We start from the raw sequence: 17,201 nt of genomic DNA, 5'->3' as shown, positions 1-17,201 counted from the left end.
CGGCACTCCCCCCTCCTGTACCTCAGGAGGATCCACCATGGCATCACCCACCGCCCTCAGGGGCGTCTCCCGGCACACCAACCAGTGGCGCGTCGTCGACATCGTCGTGGCCTCGGTCATCGCGGTCGCCGTCGGCGTCCTGTTCTTCGCGTGGTCCGCCGGTTACTCGGGCATCAGTCTGCTCACCGCCGGTTTCCCGCCGCTCGGCGGGCTCTACTCCGGGGGCTGGCTGATCGCCGGCGTCCTCGGCGGCCTGATCATCCGCAAACCCGGAGCGGCGATCTACTGCGAGGTCCTCGCAGCAGCCGTGTCCGCCCTCATCGGCACGCAGTTCGGCCTGGCCGTGCTGCTCTCGGGCGCCATCCAGGGGCTCGGCGCGGAACTCGTCTTCCTGCTGTTCCTCTACCGGAGATGGAACCTCCCCGTGGCGCTGCTGGCCGGACTCGGTGCCGGACTGGCGCTCGGGATCAGCGAGAACATCCTGTACAACGCGCTGTGGACCATCGAGTTCAAGCTCCTCTACGTGCTCTTCGCGGCCATCTCCGGCGTCGTCATCGCCGGGCTGCTGTCTTGGCTCGCCACCCGGGGCCTGGCACGGACGGGCGTGCTGTCCTCCTTCGCCGCCGGCCGCACGGCGGATGTGTGACACCACTCGACGGGCCCCTCCCGCGCGCAGTGCAGGTCAGCGCGCGGGGGTGGGGCTGGCGCCACGCCTGGCGCAGGGCGTTCGCCGCCCGGCACCTCGACCTCGAGCTGACGCCCGGAGAGCGGGTGCTGCTGCTCGGTGCCTCCGGCGCGGGGAAGTCCACGGTGCTCCACGCGCTGGCCGGCGTGCTCGGCAGCAATGACGAGGGTGAGCAGGAGGGGGACCTCCTGCTCGACGGCGTCCCTCCCGCCGCGGCGCGGGGACGCGCGGGTCTGGTGCTGCAGGACCCGGAGTCCCAGGTGGTCCTCGCCCGCGTCGGTGACGAGGTGGCCTTCGCGGCCGAGAACCTCGCCGTGCCGCGGGACGAGATCTGGCGACGCGTGCACCGGGCGCTCGACGACGTCGGCCTCGACCTGCCGCTCGACCACCCCACCACCGCCCTCTCCGGCGGGCAGAAGCAGCGCCTCGCACTCGCCTCCGTCCTCGCGATGGAGCCCGGTCTGCTGCTGCTCGACGAACCCACGGCCAACCTGGACCCGGACGGCGTCCTCGAGGTCCGGGACGCCGTGATCCGTGTCCTCGATCGGACCCGGGCCACGCTCGTCGTCGTCGAGCACCGGGTCGCGGTGTGGGCCGATGTCGTCGACCGCGTGATCGTGCTCGACGCCGACGGCGGTGTCCTCGCCGACGGCGCACCCGGCGAGGTCCTCGTGCAGGAGGCGACCAGCAGCCGTCTCGAACAGGCGGGTGTGTGGGTGCCCGGTCGCCGGCCCGCCGTCGGTGGCGCCGTGCCGACGTCCGACGGAGGGGAGGTGCTCCTCGCAGCCACCGGGCTCGACGTCGCGCGCACGAAGCGCGGCCCGGTCGCCGTCGCCGGGCTCGACCTCGCCGTCCGTGCCGGGCAGGCCATCGGCATCACGGGCCCCAACGGTGCCGGCAAGTCGACGGCGGCCCTGACCCTCGGCGGTCTGCTGCGCCCGCGCGCCGGCTCGGTCCGGGCCGCCCCGGCCCTCGCGGGCACGGCCGGTGACGACCCGTTCCGGTGGCGGTCCCCCGAGCTCGTCCAGCGCATCGGGACGGTGTTCCAGGAGCCCGAGCACCAGTTCCTCACCGCGAGCGTGGGGGAGGAGCTCGCCTTCGGCCCGGCCCGGGTGGGCGGCGCGCAGGCTCCTGGCCGCATCGCGGAACTCGCCGAGCGCCTCCGTCTCACGCACCTGCTGAAGGCCAACCCCTTCACGCTCTCCGGCGGCGAGAAGCGCCGCCTGTCCGTGGCGACGATGCTCGCCACCACCCCGCGGATCCTGGTCCTCGACGAGCCGACCTTCGGGCAGGACGCCCTGACCTGGGCCGAGCTCGTCACCCTGCTCCGCGAGCTGGTCCACGACGGTGTGGCCGTGCTCTCCGTGACCCACGACGCCGAGTTCATCGACGCACTGGGCGGAGCGACCCTGCACGTCTCCGGCGGTGCGGGGACCCTGGTGCACCGATGAGCACCGACTACCTGACGCCGGTCCTGACCGGGAGGACGCTCCTGCGGGCCAACCCGGTATCCAAGCTGTTCGCCGCCGCCGTCATCACGCTCGCCCTGATGGCGAGTATCGACTGGGTCAGCGCAGCCGTGGTCCTCACCTGCGAACTGGTGCTCATGCCCCTGCTCGGCATCAGCGTCCTGGCACTGGCGCGCCGGATCTGGCCGCTGCTGATCGCCGCCCTGATCGGCGCGTACGGCACGGCACTGCTGGCCGAGAAGACCGGTGGGGTGGTGCTCGACGTCGGGCCGTTCCTGTTCACCGAGGGCTCCGTCGCGTCGGGGATCGCCGTCGGACTGCGCGGGCTCGCGCTCGCGCTGCCGGGGATCTTCGTCCTGCTCACCACCGACCCCACAGACCTCGCCGACGCCCTCGCGCAGAAGCTGCACCTGCCGCACCGCTTCGTGCTCGGCGGGCTCGCGTCGCTGCGGCTCGCGGGTCTGCTGGTGGAGCAGTGGGAGACGCTCGGGCTGGCCCGCCATGCCCGTGGAGTCGGCTCGGGCGGGTCCTTCGGCGCGCGCACCCGGAACCTCCTCGGGCAGTCCTTCGGGCTGATCGTGCAGGCGATCCGGCGCGCCACCCGCCTCGCGACGGCCATGGAGGCCCGCGGCTTCGGCGGCGGGACACGCACCTGGGCCAGGGAGAGCTCGTTCTCGGCGCTCGACGCCGTCGTCGCGGCCGTCGGGCTCCTCATTGCGGCCGGTGCGGTCACCGCAGCCGTCCTCGCGGGGACCTGGAACTTCATCCTGTCCTGACGCCGCCGGGAGGGCGGCGTCGGGAAATGGCCGGGGGCAGACGCCACAGGGGGCCTGCCGTGGCGGGCCCCCTGTGGCGCATCGTCCGTGCTCGCGGCCCGGCTAGAGGACGTCCGAGAGGAAGGATCGCAGGCGGTCCGTCCGCGGGTCGTCGAAGATCGCTGCCGGCGGGCCGGACTCGACGACGACGCCGGCATCCATGAACGTCACCGTGTCGGAGACGTTCCGGGAGAATCCCATCTCGTGCGTGACCACGACCATGGTCATGCCCGCCGACGCGAGATCCGCCATGAGGGCCAGCACACCCTTGACCAGCTCGGGGTCGAGGGCCGAGGTCGCCTCGTCGAAGAACATCACCTCGGGATCCATCGCCAGGGCGCGGGCGATCGCCACGCGCTGCTGCTGCCCGCCGGACAGGTTGCCCGGCCGGGCGTCGGCCTTGTGCTTCAGGCCTACGAGGTCCAGCTGGGCGAGGCCCTTCCGGCGTGCCTCGTCCGCCGACATCCCGCGCAGCTTGCGCAGGGCCAGGGTGACGTTCTCCAGCACCGTCTTGTGCGGGAACAGGTTGAACTGCTGGAACACCATCCCGATGCGGCGGCGCAACTCGTCCGGATTGTCCTTCAGGACGGAGCGCCCGTCCAGGAGGATGTCCCCCTGGTCCGGCTCGATGAGGCGGTTCAGGACGCGCAGCAGCGTGGACTTGCCGGACCCGGACGGGCCGATCACGGACGCCGTGGTGCCCCGCTCCACGTGCAGGTCGATACCGCGCAGCACGTGGTTCGACCCGAAGGAGAGGTGCAGGCCCCTTCCGGTCAGCGTGCCCGACTCGATGGCCTTCATGCCCGCGCTCCTTCGCTCATGGTGGTGAGTTCCTCCGGCTCGGGCTTCTGCTTCCGCCCGACACGCAGCCGGTGGTCGATGAAGTTCACCAGATGCGTGAGCGGGATGGTCAGGCACAGGTACAGGACTCCGGCCGCGATGAGCGGTGACAGGTTGCCCGTGTTGCTCGCGGCATCGTTGCCCACGCGGAAGAGCTCCCGTTCACTGGCGACGAGGCCGATGAAGTAGATGAGCGAGGACTCCTTGATGAGCGCGATGAACTGGTTCACCAGGGCGGGCAGTACGCGTCTGACGCCCTGGGGGATCACCACGAGCCGCATGGACGAGCCGTAGCTGAAGCCCAGTGCCCGGGTGGCCTCGAGCTGGCCCTTCTCCACGCTCTGGATGCCCGAGCGGAAGATCTCGCCGATGTACGCCGACGCGATCAGGGAGAGCGCGAGGATGCCGAGCGGATAGGGGCTCGTGCTGCCCGTGACCTGCCGGAGGATCGGACCGAGTCCCAGGCCGATGAGCAGGATGATCACGACGGCGGGGAGGCCGCGGAAGATGTCCGTGTAGATGCGGGCGATCCACCGGAGCACGCGGTTGCGGGAGATCCCCATGATGGCGAGGATCATCCCGACGATCGTGCCGATGACGCCCGAGGCCAGCGCGAGCAGGAGGGTGTTGGGCAGTCCGACGGTCAGGAGGTCCGGCAGGACGGCGGCCATCGCCTCCCAGTCGAAGAACGTCTTACCGAGTTGTTCGAAGGCATCCATGCAGGACCTGCTACTTCACGACCGCGGCTTTGCTGCCGGGCTTCCAGTCGGAGGGGAGCTCGCGGTCGGGGTACCACTCCTGGGTGAGCTCGGTCCACGTGCCGTCGGCGATCACGGCGTCGAGGCCGGCGTTGAGCGCGTCGATCAAGGCCTGGTTGTCGCTGTTGACGGCGTACGCGGTGAAGTTCTCCGTGTTGATGATGGTCTCGGCGATCGTGGTGCCGTCACCCTCCTTCACCTGGCCGGTGGCCTGCTGGGAGGGGGCGACCCAGGCGTCGACCTGACCGTTCTTCACGTTCGCGTAGACGGTGTTGTAGTCGGGGAAGCGGACCGGCTCGAGGCCCAGCGTGTTGGAGACGTAGTCGTCCTGCACCGTGCCCTGGACCACGCCGATGCGCGTGCTCTCCGAGAGGGAGTCGAAGCCCGTGACGGAGGAGCCGTCCTTCGTCACGACGGCCATGTAGCCGAAGTCGTAGCCGTTGGTGAAGCCGACGTTCTCGCGGCGGGCCGCCGTCGTCGAGATCGAGGAGGATCCGACGTCGAACTGCTTGTTCTGGACCTGCGCGAGGAGGGCGGAGAAGTCGGTGGAGGCGAACTCGACCTCGAGGTCGAGCTTCTCGCCGATGGCGCGCAGCAGTTCGTTGTCGTAGCCGGTGAAGACACCGTCCTCGAGGAAGATGTTCGGCGGTGCGTCCGAGAGCGTGCCGACGCGCAGGGTGCCGTCGGTGATGAGATCGAGCCCGGACGTGTCGATCTCGTCGATCGGCGTGGTGTCCTCGGTGGTGTACTGGTCGAGCGACTGCTGATCGCTGCCGGCCAGCGCGTCGGTGCTCTCGGTGGGCTCGCTGGAGGAGCCGCCGCAGGAGACGGTGAGCGCGAGCAGGGGGACGGTGAGGGCCGTGAGGAGCTTGCGGGAGATGGTCATGGGGGGTCCTTCGTCGAAGCTGCGCCCGCTGGCGGGCGCGGAGGATGGGATGTCGGGGACGCCGCAGGGCGGCAGGAGGAAGGGCTGCTTGCTGCTGGGTGACACGCTCGCTGTTCTGGGCTGTGCGCGCAGATGCGGAACGGGGGACCCGGAATTCTCCGGTGCTGGACCGCACGACGCCGTACTTGCCATCCGGGGGACTTGTCCCGGCGGCCGAATCTTCACCTGGAGCACCCCACTACGGGAGAGGGTTGCTGTCCAGCCGGCCAGGGCCGTGGGCTGGAACTCTTGATTTCAGGAAAACGCTAGGCCAGCAGGAAGGGTCGGGTCAAAACGCCGGGCGGTGAAAAGCCGCGATCGGCGTCGCATTCGGCCCTTTCGGGCCCGATTGTGGCGAGGATTACACGAATCGGTCGACGAGCTCGGTCAGTTCGGCTGTCAGGGCCGTCGAGGTCCGCAGGTCCTGGCCGTCGAGGGAGAGGACGGGCGCGAGGAGCCGGATGCTCGAGATGAGCCACACGGCGTCGGCCTCGAGGAGGTGGTGGGGCTCGAGCGGACCGTACCCCAGCTCCCAGCCCTGCTTCTTCGCCGCGGCGAAGAGCGCGCTCTGTGACGTGCCGGCCAGGATGCCGCTCTCGAGCTGCGGAGTGAGCAGGGTCTTCAGCCCGTCACGGTCGTGGGCGAGCAGCACCGTGGACGTGGGGCCCTCGAGGACCTTGCCGTCGGAGGACGTGAAGATGACGTCGTCGGCCCCGTGCGCCCTGGCGTGCCGCACGGCCGCCATGTTCACGGCATAGGAGAGCGTCTTGGCCCCCATGAGCAGCCAGGGGGCGCGCTGCGCGACAGTGCTGTCGTATCCGCGCTCGAGGAACAGCACCCGGAGACCCGTCTCCCGCTGCCTCAGCGTCGACGCCGGGACGGGGGACACCTGCACCCAGGCAGTCGCGCTGCCCGCACCCTCGACGCCGCGCGTCGCGATCAGCTTCACGACGGCGTCCGTGCGGTCGGGCTCGGCCGCCGCGAACTCGCGGAGACCCGTGCGGATCGCGCGGCTCCAGGCGCCGGCCTCGGGCACGGTCAGGTCCAGTGCGGCGGCCGACGACGCCAACCGGTCCAGATGGGCCTGTTCCTTGCGCGGCGTCCCTCCGACGGCCAGCATCGACTCGAAGATGCCGTCCCCCCGCGTTGCGCCGAGATCGGTGGCCATGAGCTGGGGTCGGGAGGCGTCGGCCACCGTGCCGTCGTCGTGGGCCGGGTCGAGGAACACCAGAACAGTCATGCCTGACAGCGTAGGCGACGAGGGGGTCCGCGCGGCCGTCAGGACGCGGGCCGCCCCATCCTGAACAGGAGGCTGTCCCGCACCATCGGCCACTCGTGGGCGAGGATCGAGTAGACGACGGTGTCGCGCAGCTCGCCGTTCCGCGCGCGGGTGTGGCTCCTGAGGACGCCGTCCTGCTTCGCGCCGAGGCGGGTGATGGCCTCGCGGGACTGGTGGTTCAGCCAGTGGGTGCGGAACTCGACGGCGGGACAACCGAACACCTCGAAGGCGTGGCGCAGCAGGAGGTACTTGGACTCGGTGTTGGTGCCCGTGCGGTGCGCAGAGGCGGCGTTCCAGGTGGAGCCGATCTCGACGCGGGGCGTGTCGCGATCGATGTTCATGTAGGTGGTCATGCCGATGATCCGGCCCGGCCCGTCCGCCTCGACGGTCCGCGCGGTGAACGGGATCATGGCTCCGGAGTCCTGCAGGGTGAGGCGTCGCTCGATCTCCTGCCCCATGTCCTCCGGCCTGGGGACGGAGGTGTACCACAGCTTCCAGAGGCTTCCGTCCCGGGCGGCGTCGACCAGTCCGTCATGGTGGCCCGGAGCGAGGGGCTCGAGGATGACCCCGGTGCCCCGGAGGACGGTCGGCTGGAGGGCGGTCATGCATCGACCCTAGTCCCCGGCCGGCGATGCTGCCCGGTGCCGTACCGGTCCGCAGCGATCAGCGGGACCCGGGCTGCAGGGCGTCGACGGCATCCAGTACCGCGAGCGAGGGGAGGTCAGCCATGGCGGCGACGACAGCCAGGGGCTCCCCGCTGCTGACGGCCGATGCCGCGGCCACCTGCAGTTCCGTCAGGGACAGGGCGCCGGTGTCGGGGTGCAGGCCCTGGATGGTGTGGGAACTGCTGGAGCGTGCCGCAGCGACGACCCGTTCAAGGTGGCCCGAACTCATGATGTCTCCCTCGCGTCGTTGCTTTCAGTCTCACCCTCGGCCATGAAGCTGGGAAGTTGCGCAACGCGGGCTGGAAGCGCTTGCGATCGGCGCGGAGATCAGGGCGAGAGCGCACTGGTGGTCGAGATCGCCCCCTGGAAGCCTCTTCTTGACTCCCGGAGGGCGGAACCCCACGTCCGCGCACGCGCTTCGATGTAGTCAACGTCAGGACGCGGACAGGTCCAGGTCTTCGGTTGCGTCCTTCCACTATGGCCGGGCAACCCGGTGCTCCCGCTCGCGTGCAGGTCCTTTTCCCCTCAAGGAGGACCGTCGTCGCCGGCGCATCCCGCGCTCATCGCCTCGTCGGCGACAGCCGGCTCGTCCGTGAGCGCGGTGATGAGCCGTTCCAGCCGGACGAGTCCCGCGAAGCGACCGGCGTCGTCGGTGGCCATGACCGGACTGAACCGCGACGGTTCGTCGCGGGTGATGCAGCGGGCGAGGGCCTCGCGGATGGGTGTGTGGATGTTCACGCACATCCCCGGCGGCGCCGCCCCGGCCACGGCGTCCTCCCGGGTGAGGACGGACACCGGGCGTCCGGCGGCAAGGAGGACCACCTCCGTGAGCAGGGGCTGGGTGGCGAAGGCCGCACCCGCTTCCGTGAGGTCCCGCGCCGTGAGGGCGGTCTCGGTGATCGCCCGGATGGCGGGAGCACGGCCGGCGCCGGCGCGTGTTGCCAGGTGCCGCGCCATGCCCTCGTCGAGACCTACCCAGGGCAGGGCAGGGCGGCCGAGCAGATAGCCCTGCATGAGCGGTACGCCGAGGGACGCCAGCACGTCCAGTTCCTCCACCTGCTCCACGCCCTCGGCGATGATCCACGCGTCGATCCTGTCGGCGAAGGATCCCAGCATGTCGACGAGGGCACGGCGCGCCTCGTCGTGGTGGATGTTGCTGATGAAGTCCCGGTCGATCTTGATGAAGGAGGGGCGGAGGGCGAGGAGGTGCTGCAGCCCGGCGTACCCGGAGCCGGCGTCGTCCACCGCGATCAGTGCGCCGCGTTCCTTCAGGAGCTCGAGATCCGGTGCCAGTGCGGCGTAGGACTCGATGGCGGAGTGCTCCGTGAGCTCTACGATCACCCCGGAGAGGTTCCCGCACTCCTCCCAGACGGAGCGGATCGCGGGCGAGGAGAGGAGGTCCGGTGAGACATTGACCGTGAGGAAGGTGTTCCGGGGGAGTCCGGACCGGTGCGCGAGGGCGACCCGCAGGGCTGCTGCTTCGAGCTCGGCGGCGCGCCCGAGTTCGCGGGCCTTGGAGAACCACGCCGCCGGGTTCTTCTCGCCGTACCCGGGGAAGCGCAGCAGTGCCTCGAAACCGGCGATCGTAGCGCGCGTCGTGTCCACGATCGGCTGGTACATCGAGACGATGCCCTCCCCCCGGCAGGCCGACGCGAGGTCCCTGCTCCACTGGTCCTCCAGCAGCAGGACCGTCCCGACGTCATGCATCGGCCATCACCACCCCGGACCCGTCGACGCGGCCGGGATCAGGCGGTCGTCGTCCGCGCACGCACAGCGGCGACGACGGCGGGCGGCAGGTCCGCGAGCCCGTGGACCGCCGCAGCGTGGTCGCGGACGCCGGCCAGCAGCTCGTCCTCGGACTCGACCGTCCAGCGGGCGTCGCAGCCCGGAACCACGTCACCACACGCGAACGACTTCATGTCGGAAGAATCCCCCATCTGCGCCACGGCCCGGCCCCCGATGACCGGCCCTGGTGCTGCGTCGCCGGTACCGGCGATCAGCCTAGAAGAACATCGTAGGGATACGGGTCCCGGGGCACCAGACCTTTCTTCCCGTGCCTCGTCGACGTCGGCCGGGATCAGCCCGTCGGCGCGTCGTGATCCGGGAACCGGGCGCCGAGCGCGGAGAGCACCCCGCGCGCCTTCGTCCGGATCTCGTCCCACTCGTCATCCGGGACGGAGTCGGCGGTGATCGCTCCGCCCACGCCGAGGGTCAGCCGGGTGCCACCGTCCGCCGGTCCGTCCTGCAGCACCAGGGTGCGGATGACCACGGCGAGGTCGGTGGCCCCGGTGAGGCTGAAGTACCCGGCGGCCCCCGAGTAGGGCCCCCGCGGCTCCCGCTCGAGCGCGTCGAGGACGGCCATGGTGCTGATCTTCGGGGCGCCGGTCATGGACCCTGCCGGGAAGGCCGAGGCGACGACGCCGGCGCGGGCGCTGCCCGGGCGCAGGCGCGCGTCGATGGTGCTGACCATCTGGTGGACCGTGGCGTAGGTCTCGATCCCGCACAGGCGGCTGACGGTCACGGAGCCGGGGACGGCGTGGTGGGAGAGGTCGTTGCGCAGCAGGTCCACGATCATGATGTTCTCCGCGCGGTCCTTGGGCGAGGTCCGCAGGTCCTCCAGCAGGGCCGCGTCCTCGGCGGCGTCCGTGGAGCGGCCGCGCGTCCCCTTGATCGGTTCGGCACGCATGGCGCCGTCGGCGGTCACGCGCAGGAAGCGTTCGGGGGAGGAACTCGCGATCGCGAAGCCGGGGAAGCGGAGGAAGTGCGCGAAGGGCGCAGGGCTCACGGCGCGCAGTCGCAGGTAGGCCGCCAGGGCATCGACGCGCGGCACCTCGGCGGACAGCGACGTCGTGAGGCACACCTCGTACGTGGTGCCCTCGGTGATCTCCGCCTGCGCCCGGCGGATCTTCGCGAGATATTCGGCGCGCGTGTCACGGAGGGTGAAGGCGGGCGCGGGCAGCGGCCTCCCGGGGCTGCGCGGGGCGGTGGAGGCGACGGCATGCCGTGCCCGCGCCAACCATGCCTCCCGCTCGGGGTCGGGCCGTCCGTCGGAGAGCGTGAGGAGGTGCACGGCACCGTCGGCATGGTCGATCACGACGGCGCGCCCGGCGAAGACGAGCGCCGCATCCGGGAGGGACTCGCCGACGGACGGACCGGACGACCCCCCGGTCTCCCGCTTGAGCTCGTAGCCGAGGTACCCGACCCAGCCGAGGCCGAAGTCGCAGGCGAGCCCCTCGGGCGAGCGGACCGCCCGGCGGCCCCAGACGTCGTCGAGCCAGCGGAAGAACGGCTCCCGCACGCGCGTCGTCACGGCGCCCGCACTGATCTCGGTGACCCCGTTCCGGTGGAACGCCTGCTGCCCGAAGGCGCCGCCGTCGTCGGCCAGGATGCTGAAGCGGTTGCGGCCGCCCGGGGCCACTCCGGCCCCGGGGGCACCTGCCGCGTCCGAGCTGTCGAGCCACACCGCTGCGGCGGACTCCGCGTAGAGCGCGGTGAACAGCGCCACAGGGTCGGGTCCGGCATCCGGCGAGGCGTCGATGCGCTCGGCGGCGAGGACCAGCCCGCGCCGCACCGCACGCTCCGGTGCGAGCAGCCCGGCGCAGGCGGGCAGGGCGGTGAGGGCGAGGCGCACCGCGTGTGGCGACGGTTCGACCTCGTGCCCCCGCACGACGACGTCGGCCGCACCGCTCGGATCGTCGACGGCGAGCCACGCGGACTCCTGGTCGGCCCAGCGGTCCCAGAAGGGGGAGTAGGTCTCACCGTCGCGGGCGATCGCCGAGCGGTGCCGCACCGCGGCGTCGGCCTCGACCCAGATCACGACGTCGAGATGCGCCCGGGCCGCCGCCGTCGCCGCCCCCACGCCCTCGAGCAGGACGATCTCCGCGGCGGCCGTCGTGCGCTCCGGTCCGTCCCGGTCCGCGGTCCAGTCCCAGGCCTTCCAGCGGGCGGTGCTGCCGGAGCGCAGCGGCAGGAGGACGTGCTCCAGGTAGCGTGCCACGCCGTCGTCGAGCCCGTCCCAGCCCGGGTAGATGTCCTCGAGGTGGAACACGGACACGGTGTGGTGTTCGCGGAGGAGGGCGGCGAGCTCGACGGCGAGGGTCGTCTTGCCCGCACCGGACCGGCCGTCGACGGCGATGAGGAGCGGGGTGTCGGTGGGCACGGCTCAGGCCAGCGCGAGCAGCGCGCCGACGCCCACGAAGAGCGAGCCGAAGGTGCGGTTGAGGATCCTCTGGCCGCGGTCGTCGCGCGTGAAGCGGCGGAACGAGCGGGCGGTCCCGGCGTAGAAGAACCACATGACGAGGACGTCGATCACCACGACGGTCGCTGCCAGCACGCCGTACTGACGCAGGAGGGGCTCGTCCGGCCGGATGAACTGGGGGATCAGCGCGAGGAAGAACACGACGGCCTTGGGGTTCAGCAGGTTCACCCACACCCCGCGGCGGAACATCGGGAGCCGTCCCTCGGCACCGCGGAGGGCGTGGAGGTCACCGTGTTCGGGCTTCTGCAGGAACTTCCTCACGCCGAGGTAGACGAGGTAGGCCGCGCCCGTGTAGCGGATGAGGTCGAAGGCGAGGGGCGAGTTCGCCACCAGGATCCCCACCCCGGCGGCCGCGATCCCGATGTGCACCAGCAGGGCGGTCTGCTGGCCCAGGATGCCCCAGATCGAGCGCCGGAACCCGACCGTGAGGGCGTTGCTCATGGTGTTCACCGCACCTGCCCCGGGAACGAGGCTGATGAGGGTTCCGGCGCCGAGCAGCGCCAGCCAGAGCGAGGGGTTCACCCGTTCATGGTAAGCGCCCGGACTCAGGCGTCCGGCGCGCCGGCGTCGAGCTCCTGCCGCACGAAGCGGACCACGCCCTCGACGGCGCCGTCGACCATGCCCCAGGTGGCCTCGAAATCGCTGGAGTCGCCGTACCAGGGGTCGTAGATGCCGAGGTCCTCGAGGTCGGTGTCCGTGGTCGACGGGTCGAATTCGCGCAGCAGGTGGATCCGGTCCCGGGACGCGTCGTCGGGTGCTTCCGAGCGCAGCTCACGGTAGTGGTCGAGGTCGAGCGCCAGGATGAGATCCCGCTCGCGGTACCACGCGGTCTCGAAGCGCCGTGCGCGGTGGAGGTGGCTCTCGATGCCCAGCTCCGTCAGCTTCGCTGCTGCGCGCTCGTCGATGGGTCGCCCGGACTCCCAGTCCGTGGTGCCCGCGGAGTCCACCACGACGTCGTTTGCCATGCCCGCCTCGGCGAACGCGTGGGCCAGCATGAGTTCGGCCATGGGGGAGCGGCAGATGTTGCCGGTGCAGACGGTGACGATGCGGTACATGCGGACAGCCTAGCGACGCCCGGTGCCGTGGCTAGGACCGGCGGGCCCCCGAGCGGACGCGCTGGAGCAGGAGCACGACGGCGGCACCGACGAGGACCACCAGGCCGACGTAGAGCAGGAACTTGAGGGTCTCGACGGCGATGCCGACGACCAGGAGGACGAGTGCGATGAGGGCCAGGGTGATGAGGGCGGATTTCATCACCCCAGTATGTCCGGGTGGTGCGCCCGATCTCCAGCCGGCGCCGGGGGGAGCCGATCAGGTCCTCCACCCGGGCGACTCCCGGGTCCCAGAGGTCCCCGAGCGATCCGGGTACGGAGCGGGGGAACCTGAGGGCGCAGTCCAGGATCCCGTTGCGCAGGTCGGCGTCGAGGCGCAGGGCCCGCTCGGCGGACGCCGGTCGGGAGAGGAGGTAGGTCGTGCCGCCGATGAGGACGGCGACCACGCCGATCCGCTCCCACCAGGAGAGCCCTAGTCCCTCGAGGAGGTCACCTACGACGAGAGTCGGGAACAGGCTGCCCACGGATGCCCAGGAGAAGATCCTCTCCCACCGGCCCCGCGGTGCCCTCTCGATGTCCTGCATGGGCCCAGCCTCTGCGGGTGCTGCCCCGTCTCAGCCCCGCGCGAGGATCTCCACGCTCGGCATGAGGAAGACGCCGTCGTCGCGCCGGGCCCACCGGCGCCAGCCCTCGGCCAGCCGCCGGAGCGTCTGCTGATCGGCGAGCCCTCGCTCCAGCACCTGCGTCGCGAAGGCGGAGTGCAGCACCCGGTCCGCCCAGGAGTCCGCGAGGAACCGGCGGTCCGCCTCGGCGGAATAGGTCCAGTTCGACGACGACACCTCGATCTCCGCGAAGCCTGCCGCAGCGGCCCAGCCGGGGAGTCTCCGCCCTGCATCGGGCTCACCCCGGTTCCCGCGGGCCAGGTGCCCGTAGAGCCCGCGCCACTCGTCGAGCTCGTCGACGGCCGGGAACCAGGTCATCGCCCCGAAGTCGGCCTCGCGGACCGCGACGAGCCCCCCGGGCCGCACCACCCGTCGCATCTCGCGGAGCGCGGCGACGGGATCGGCCAGGTGCTGGAGGACCTGATGGGCGTGGACGACGTCGAAGGACTCGTCGGCGGCATCGAGGTCGTAGACGTTGCCCTCGCGGAACGTCAGGTTGAGGAGTCCGGCGTGGGTCTCGGAGGCCTCTGCGATGACGTCCGCCGAGCTGTCGACGCCCACCACCGAGCCGGGGACCACGAGATCCGCGAATCCGGCGGTGATGCTGCCGGGGCCGCAGCCGATGTCGAGCAGGTCCATCCCGCCCTCGAGGAGGGGCTCGACGTAGGCGGCCGAGGTCGCGACCGTTCGGGCGGCGTGCGCCGCGGTGACACTGGGGTGGTGGCCGTGGGAGTAGACCTCGTCGCTCATGAGGGGAGCGTAGCGCGGGGACGGTCCTCAGTCAGCCGCTGTGTCGTCGCGCGCCTCGATCGTCGCGGCGACCGTCGCGTCCGTCACCTTCTGCATCATGTCGCGCAGCAGTGCCAGCTCCTCCCCGGAGTACTGGTCGAGGACGCCGGTGATGTGGCGGCCCAGGGGAGCGAAGAGCATGGCGCCCGTGGCGCGCGCCTTCTCCGTCATCTCGAGGTGGACCTGGCGCCGATCCACGTCACTGCGCCGCCTCGTCACGTGCCCGGCGGAGTCGAGCCGGTCCACGAGCGCCGTGGTGGCGGGCGAACTGAGGTTGAGTTCCTCACGGAGGAGGCCCGGCGTGACGGTGAGCCCGGCCCGGGCGGCGCCCATCATGATGCTCAGGGCGTGCAGGTCGGTGCGGTAGAGGCTGTCGCGGTTGCTCGCGACGTCCACGTAGCGGTCGGTCTCCACGGTGAACTGGCGCATGAGTGCCATGAGGTCTTCCCGTGCCGCCATCATTCCTCGCCTTCCTCTCCTCCAGCTTAGGCCGGTTCCAATTATCTCCATCATAGATATACTCTGCTGTAGAGATACCCTTAGGAAGGCGTGGAAATTCATGAGAAGTACGTGGTTGAGGGTCCTGCTGCCCGTCGTCGTCGTTCTGATCTGGCTGGTGGGCGCTGCGGTGGGAGGGCCGACGTTCGGGCGGCTCGAGGAAGTGTCGAGCAACGACCAGGCATCGTTCCTGCCCGCGAGCGCCGAGTCCACCGAGGCCGGGGAACTGCAGCAGCAGTTCAGTGACTCGGGGGCCATCCCGGCGGTCATCGTGGCGGAGTCGGAGACGGCGATCCCGCAGGAGGAGCTCGGGACCTACGAGAACCTCGGTGCCACGCTCGGCGCCGTCGAGGGGCTGGAGCCGCCGGCGGAGGGCGCTCCCGCGGTCGCCGGTCCCATCCCCTCGGAGGACGGCTTCGCCGTCCAGTACATCGCGTTCGTCTCCCCGGACGCCGAGCTCGCGGAGGTGGTCACGGAACTGCGGCAGGTCCTCGCGGACGAGCTGCCCGACGGCGTCGCGGGCTACGTCACGGGGCCCGCCGGCTTCACCAACGACCTCGTGGAGGCCTTCGGCGGTATCGACGGGATCCTGCTGGGGGTGGCGCTCGGCGCGGTCTTCGTCATCCTGCTCGCCGTCTACCGTTCCGTGGTGCTGCCGTTCCTCGTCCTGCTGACCTCCGTCTTCGCCCTCGCGACGTCCATCCTGCTGGTCTTCGCCTTCGCGAAGCTCGACTGGATCCAGCTGAGCGGACAGAGCCAGGGCATCCTGTCCATCCTCGTGATCGGTGCCGCCACCGACTACGCGCTGCTGCTCGTCGCGCGGTTCCGGGAGGCGCTCGCGGAGAACGAGACCAGGTGGGACGCGATGCGCGTGGCCTACCGCGGATCGGTCGAACCCATCCTGGCCTCGGGCGCCACGGTGATCCTGGGCCTGCTCTGCCTGCTCTTCTCGGACCTCAACTCGAACAGGAGTCTCGGGCCCATCGCGGCCATCGGGATCGCCTTCTCCCTGGCTGCGGCGCTGACGCTCCTGCCTGCACTCCTGCTGCTGTTCGGGCGCGGCGCGTTCTGGCCGCTGCGGCCGCGCTACGATGCCCGGCTCGCGGTCGCCGTCGCCCCCCACCACGGCAAGCACGCCGCGCCGACCGATGCCGGTGCCGAAACCGGCCTCGAGCGGCTGAAGGGCATCTGGAAGCGTGTGGCTCTGCAGGTGGCACGCCGTCCTCGCGTCCTCTGGATCGCCTCTCTGCTCATCCTCGTCGCGGGCGCCCTCGGGCTCTCTCAGCTGCAGGCCAGCGGTGTACCGCAGTCCGCACTGATCCTGGCGCCCTCCAACGCCGTGGACGGCCAGGAGGCGCTCGGCCGGCACTTCGACGCGGGTTCCGGCAGCCCCGTCTACGTCGTGGCGCCGGAGCGGGATCAGGATGCTGCGCTCGACACCGTGCGTGCCCAGGAGGGCATCGCCGACGCGAGCCTCACGGCAGATCCGACCGGTGCCGCCGTCGTCGAGGACGGCCGGGTGCTCATCAGCGGCACGCTCGAGTACCAGGCGGACTCGGACCGGGCGGAGGACGTGGTGCGGGATCTACGGACCGCGCTCGACGACGCCAGCCCGGATGCGCTCGTCGGCGGCGTGACAGCGGTGGCGATCGACACGAACGACACCGCGCTGGCGGATCTCGTCAAGATCATCCCGATCGTCCTGCTCGTCATCCTCGTGGTCCTCGTCATCCTGCTGCGCTCGGTGCTGGCGCCCGTGCTGCTCGTGGCCAGTGTGGCGCTCTCCAATGCGACGGCGCTCGGCGTCTCCGCATTCGTGTTCAACAACGTGTTCGGGTTCGAGGGAGCGGACGCTTCGGTGCCGCTCTTCGCCTTCGTGTTCCTCGTGGCGCTCGGCGTGGACTACAACATCTTCCTGATGACCCGCGTCAGGGAGGAGTCGCTGCGCATCGGGACCCGGCCGGGGATCCTCCGCGGTCTCGGGGTCACGGGAGGCGTCATCACGTCGGCGGGCGTCGTCCTGGCCGCGACCTTCGCGGCCCTCGGGGTCATCCCGATCCTGTTCCTCGCGCAGATCGCCTTCGTCGTGGCGTTCGGCGTCCTGCTGGACACCGTGCTGGTGCGCTCGCTGCTCATCCCGGCCCTGGCCTACGACATCGGGCCGGCGATCTGGTGGCCGTCCAAGCTCGGGAAGATCCCCTCGCCCCGCTAGCGGTCGCCGCCCGCGGAGGGGCCGTCCGGGTGAGCTCCGGCGGTCCCTCCGTGTCGCCACGTGCACCGGCTCCTCCGCGGCCCGGCGGCGCCCGGCACCCAGCGTCCCGGGCCTTCCGCAAGCTTTGCGCAAGAACCGGGTGGTTCCGCACCCTCGTATCCCGCTGTCGCTACCCTTGGACTGTGCCCATCCACTCGACTCCGTCAGGTCCTGGTCAGCACCAGGACAGCGGGACGGCACCCCCCAGGAGTGAAGCCGTCCCGGTCACGGGCGCGCCGGGCAAGGCTGCTCCGC

18 protein-coding genes and 1 riboswitch are annotated in these 17,201 nt (G+C 71.0%); of the genes, 4 read left to right on the top strand and 14 right to left on the bottom strand.

Annotation, left to right across the window (positions count from 1 at the left end; genetic code table 11):
• Positions 1–37: 37 nt before the first annotated feature.
• The 3 genes from FNH21_RS05635 to FNH21_RS05625 are packed head-to-tail and all read left to right on the top strand — an operon-like array spanning position 38 to position 2,930.
• Positions 38–646: an ECF transporter S component gene (locus FNH21_RS05635; RefSeq protein ID WP_152812921.1), complete on the top strand. Its 609-nt coding sequence runs from the start codon at positions 38–40 to the stop codon at positions 644–646.
• Entirely contained in the window at positions 643–2,136 is a 1,494-nt protein-coding gene (locus tag FNH21_RS05630; RefSeq protein ID WP_191931650.1) for an ATP-binding cassette domain-containing protein, read from the top strand. Before FNH21_RS05635 ends, FNH21_RS05630 begins: the two co-directional genes overlap by 4 nt.
• Positions 2,133–2,930, top strand: coding sequence for an energy-coupling factor transporter transmembrane component T family protein (locus tag FNH21_RS05625; RefSeq protein ID WP_152812917.1), 798 nt, complete (start codon positions 2,133–2,135; stop codon positions 2,928–2,930). The genes FNH21_RS05630 and FNH21_RS05625 overlap by 4 nt, the downstream gene beginning before the upstream one ends.
• A 102-nt stretch (positions 2,931–3,032) precedes the next feature.
• Here the strand turns inward: FNH21_RS05625 and FNH21_RS05620 are convergent, their stop codons facing one another.
• The 14 genes from FNH21_RS05620 to FNH21_RS05555 all read right to left on the bottom strand — a co-directional run bounded on the left by FNH21_RS05620 (position 3,033) and on the right by FNH21_RS05555 (position 14,656).
• Positions 3,033–3,770: an amino acid ABC transporter ATP-binding protein gene (locus FNH21_RS05620; protein WP_152812915.1), complete on the bottom strand. Its 738-nt coding sequence runs from the start codon at positions 3,768–3,770 to the stop codon at positions 3,033–3,035.
• On the bottom strand, positions 3,767–4,528 hold the full coding sequence (locus tag FNH21_RS05615) for an amino acid ABC transporter permease (RefSeq protein WP_152812913.1): 762 nt from the start codon (positions 4,526–4,528) through the stop codon (positions 3,767–3,769). The genes FNH21_RS05620 and FNH21_RS05615 overlap by 4 nt, the downstream gene beginning before the upstream one ends.
• A 10-nt stretch (positions 4,529–4,538) precedes the next feature.
• Positions 4,539–5,453, bottom strand: a complete 915-nt coding sequence (locus tag FNH21_RS05610; RefSeq protein WP_152812911.1) for an ABC transporter substrate-binding protein — start codon at positions 5,451–5,453, stop codon at positions 4,539–4,541.
• Between the two features lie 176 nt (positions 5,454–5,629).
• Positions 5,630–5,747: riboswitch (SAM riboswitch) on the bottom strand.
• A gap of 106 nt (positions 5,748–5,853) precedes the next feature.
• On the bottom strand, positions 5,854–6,732 hold the full coding sequence (locus FNH21_RS05605) for an aminodeoxychorismate lyase (protein WP_152812909.1): 879 nt from the start codon (positions 6,730–6,732) through the stop codon (positions 5,854–5,856).
• Between the two features lie 38 nt (positions 6,733–6,770).
• A complete protein-coding gene (locus tag FNH21_RS05600) occupies positions 6,771–7,376 on the bottom strand; it encodes a GNAT family N-acetyltransferase (RefSeq protein WP_152812907.1) in 606 nt (201 codons plus the stop codon).
• 58 nt (positions 7,377–7,434) lie between these two features.
• Complete coding sequence (locus tag FNH21_RS05595) at positions 7,435–7,665, bottom strand: hypothetical protein (protein WP_152812905.1); 231 nt, start codon at positions 7,663–7,665, stop codon at positions 7,435–7,437.
• A gap of 296 nt (positions 7,666–7,961) precedes the next feature.
• Positions 7,962–9,143, bottom strand: coding sequence for an EAL domain-containing protein (locus FNH21_RS05590; RefSeq protein ID WP_152812903.1), 1,182 nt, complete (start codon positions 9,141–9,143; stop codon positions 7,962–7,964).
• A gap of 38 nt (positions 9,144–9,181) precedes the next feature.
• Positions 9,182–9,355: a DUF1059 domain-containing protein gene (locus tag FNH21_RS05585; RefSeq protein WP_152812901.1), complete on the bottom strand. Its 174-nt coding sequence runs from the start codon at positions 9,353–9,355 to the stop codon at positions 9,182–9,184.
• Between the two features lie 158 nt (positions 9,356–9,513).
• Positions 9,514–11,595, bottom strand: a complete 2,082-nt coding sequence (gene pabB, locus FNH21_RS05580; protein WP_191931649.1) for an aminodeoxychorismate synthase component I — start codon at positions 11,593–11,595, stop codon at positions 9,514–9,516.
• 3 nt (positions 11,596–11,598) lie between these two features.
• Positions 11,599–12,216, bottom strand: coding sequence for a LysE family transporter (locus FNH21_RS05575; protein ID WP_191931648.1), 618 nt, complete (start codon positions 12,214–12,216; stop codon positions 11,599–11,601).
• 23 nt (positions 12,217–12,239) lie between these two features.
• Complete coding sequence (locus tag FNH21_RS05570; protein WP_152812899.1) at positions 12,240–12,749, bottom strand: low molecular weight protein-tyrosine-phosphatase; 510 nt, start codon at positions 12,747–12,749, stop codon at positions 12,240–12,242.
• Between the two features lie 31 nt (positions 12,750–12,780).
• Complete coding sequence (locus FNH21_RS05565; RefSeq protein ID WP_191931647.1) at positions 12,781–12,948, bottom strand: hypothetical protein; 168 nt, start codon at positions 12,946–12,948, stop codon at positions 12,781–12,783.
• Positions 12,949–13,360: 412 nt separating this feature from the next.
• Complete coding sequence (locus FNH21_RS05560; protein WP_152812897.1) at positions 13,361–14,158, bottom strand: methyltransferase domain-containing protein; 798 nt, start codon at positions 14,156–14,158, stop codon at positions 13,361–13,363.
• 27 nt (positions 14,159–14,185) lie between these two features.
• On the bottom strand, positions 14,186–14,656 hold the full coding sequence (locus tag FNH21_RS05555) for a MarR family winged helix-turn-helix transcriptional regulator (protein ID WP_152814086.1): 471 nt from the start codon (positions 14,654–14,656) through the stop codon (positions 14,186–14,188).
• A gap of 100 nt (positions 14,657–14,756) precedes the next feature.
• On the opposite strand from FNH21_RS05555, the gene FNH21_RS05550 reads away from it, so the two are divergent.
• Positions 14,757–16,907: an MMPL family transporter gene (locus FNH21_RS05550; RefSeq protein ID WP_152812895.1), complete on the top strand. Its 2,151-nt coding sequence runs from the start codon at positions 14,757–14,759 to the stop codon at positions 16,905–16,907.
• Positions 16,908–17,201 lie beyond the last annotated feature (294 nt).

The sequence above is a fragment of the Arthrobacter bussei genome, from assembly GCF_009377195.2.
In the GTDB taxonomy this organism is placed as follows: Bacteria; Actinomycetota; Actinomycetes; order Actinomycetales; family Micrococcaceae; genus Arthrobacter_D; species Arthrobacter_D bussei.
This window is presented reverse-complemented; position numbering and strand designations above follow the sequence as displayed.

What these genes read in the sequence shown, in the direction of transcription:
- FNH21_RS05635 (WP_152812921.1), top strand. Translation starts at nt 38, where the DNA reads ATGGCATCACCCACCGCCCTCAGGGGCGTCTCCCGGCACACCAACCAG.
- FNH21_RS05625 (WP_152812917.1), top strand. Translation starts at nt 2,133, where the DNA reads ATGAGCACCGACTACCTGACGCCGGTCCTGACCGGGAGGACGCTCCTG.
- FNH21_RS05620 (WP_152812915.1), bottom strand. Translation starts at nt 3,770, where the DNA reads ATGAAGGCCATCGAGTCGGGCACGCTGACCGGAAGGGGCCTGCACCTC.
- FNH21_RS05615 (WP_152812913.1), bottom strand. Translation starts at nt 4,528, where the DNA reads ATGGATGCCTTCGAACAACTCGGTAAGACGTTCTTCGACTGGGAGGCG.
- FNH21_RS05610 (WP_152812911.1), bottom strand. Translation starts at nt 5,453, where the DNA reads ATGACCATCTCCCGCAAGCTCCTCACGGCCCTCACCGTCCCCCTGCTC.
- FNH21_RS05605 (WP_152812909.1), bottom strand. Translation starts at nt 6,732, where the DNA reads ATGACTGTTCTGGTGTTCCTCGACCCGGCCCACGACGACGGCACGGTG.
- FNH21_RS05600 (WP_152812907.1), bottom strand. Translation starts at nt 7,376, where the DNA reads ATGACCGCCCTCCAGCCGACCGTCCTCCGGGGCACCGGGGTCATCCTC.
- FNH21_RS05595 (WP_152812905.1), bottom strand. Translation starts at nt 7,665, where the DNA reads ATGAGTTCGGGCCACCTTGAACGGGTCGTCGCTGCGGCACGCTCCAGC.
- FNH21_RS05590 (WP_152812903.1), bottom strand. Translation starts at nt 9,143, where the DNA reads ATGCATGACGTCGGGACGGTCCTGCTGCTGGAGGACCAGTGGAGCAGG.
- FNH21_RS05585 (WP_152812901.1), bottom strand. Translation starts at nt 9,355, where the DNA reads ATGAAGTCGTTCGCGTGTGGTGACGTGGTTCCGGGCTGCGACGCCCGC.
- FNH21_RS05570 (WP_152812899.1), bottom strand. Translation starts at nt 12,749, where the DNA reads ATGTACCGCATCGTCACCGTCTGCACCGGCAACATCTGCCGCTCCCCC.
- FNH21_RS05565 (WP_191931647.1), bottom strand. Translation starts at nt 12,948, where the DNA reads ATGAAATCCGCCCTCATCACCCTGGCCCTCATCGCACTCGTCCTCCTG.
- FNH21_RS05560 (WP_152812897.1), bottom strand. Translation starts at nt 14,158, where the DNA reads ATGAGCGACGAGGTCTACTCCCACGGCCACCACCCCAGTGTCACCGCG.
- FNH21_RS05555 (WP_152814086.1), bottom strand. Translation starts at nt 14,656, where the DNA reads ATGGCGGCACGGGAAGACCTCATGGCACTCATGCGCCAGTTCACCGTG.
- FNH21_RS05550 (WP_152812895.1), top strand. Translation starts at nt 14,757, where the DNA reads ATGAGAAGTACGTGGTTGAGGGTCCTGCTGCCCGTCGTCGTCGTTCTG.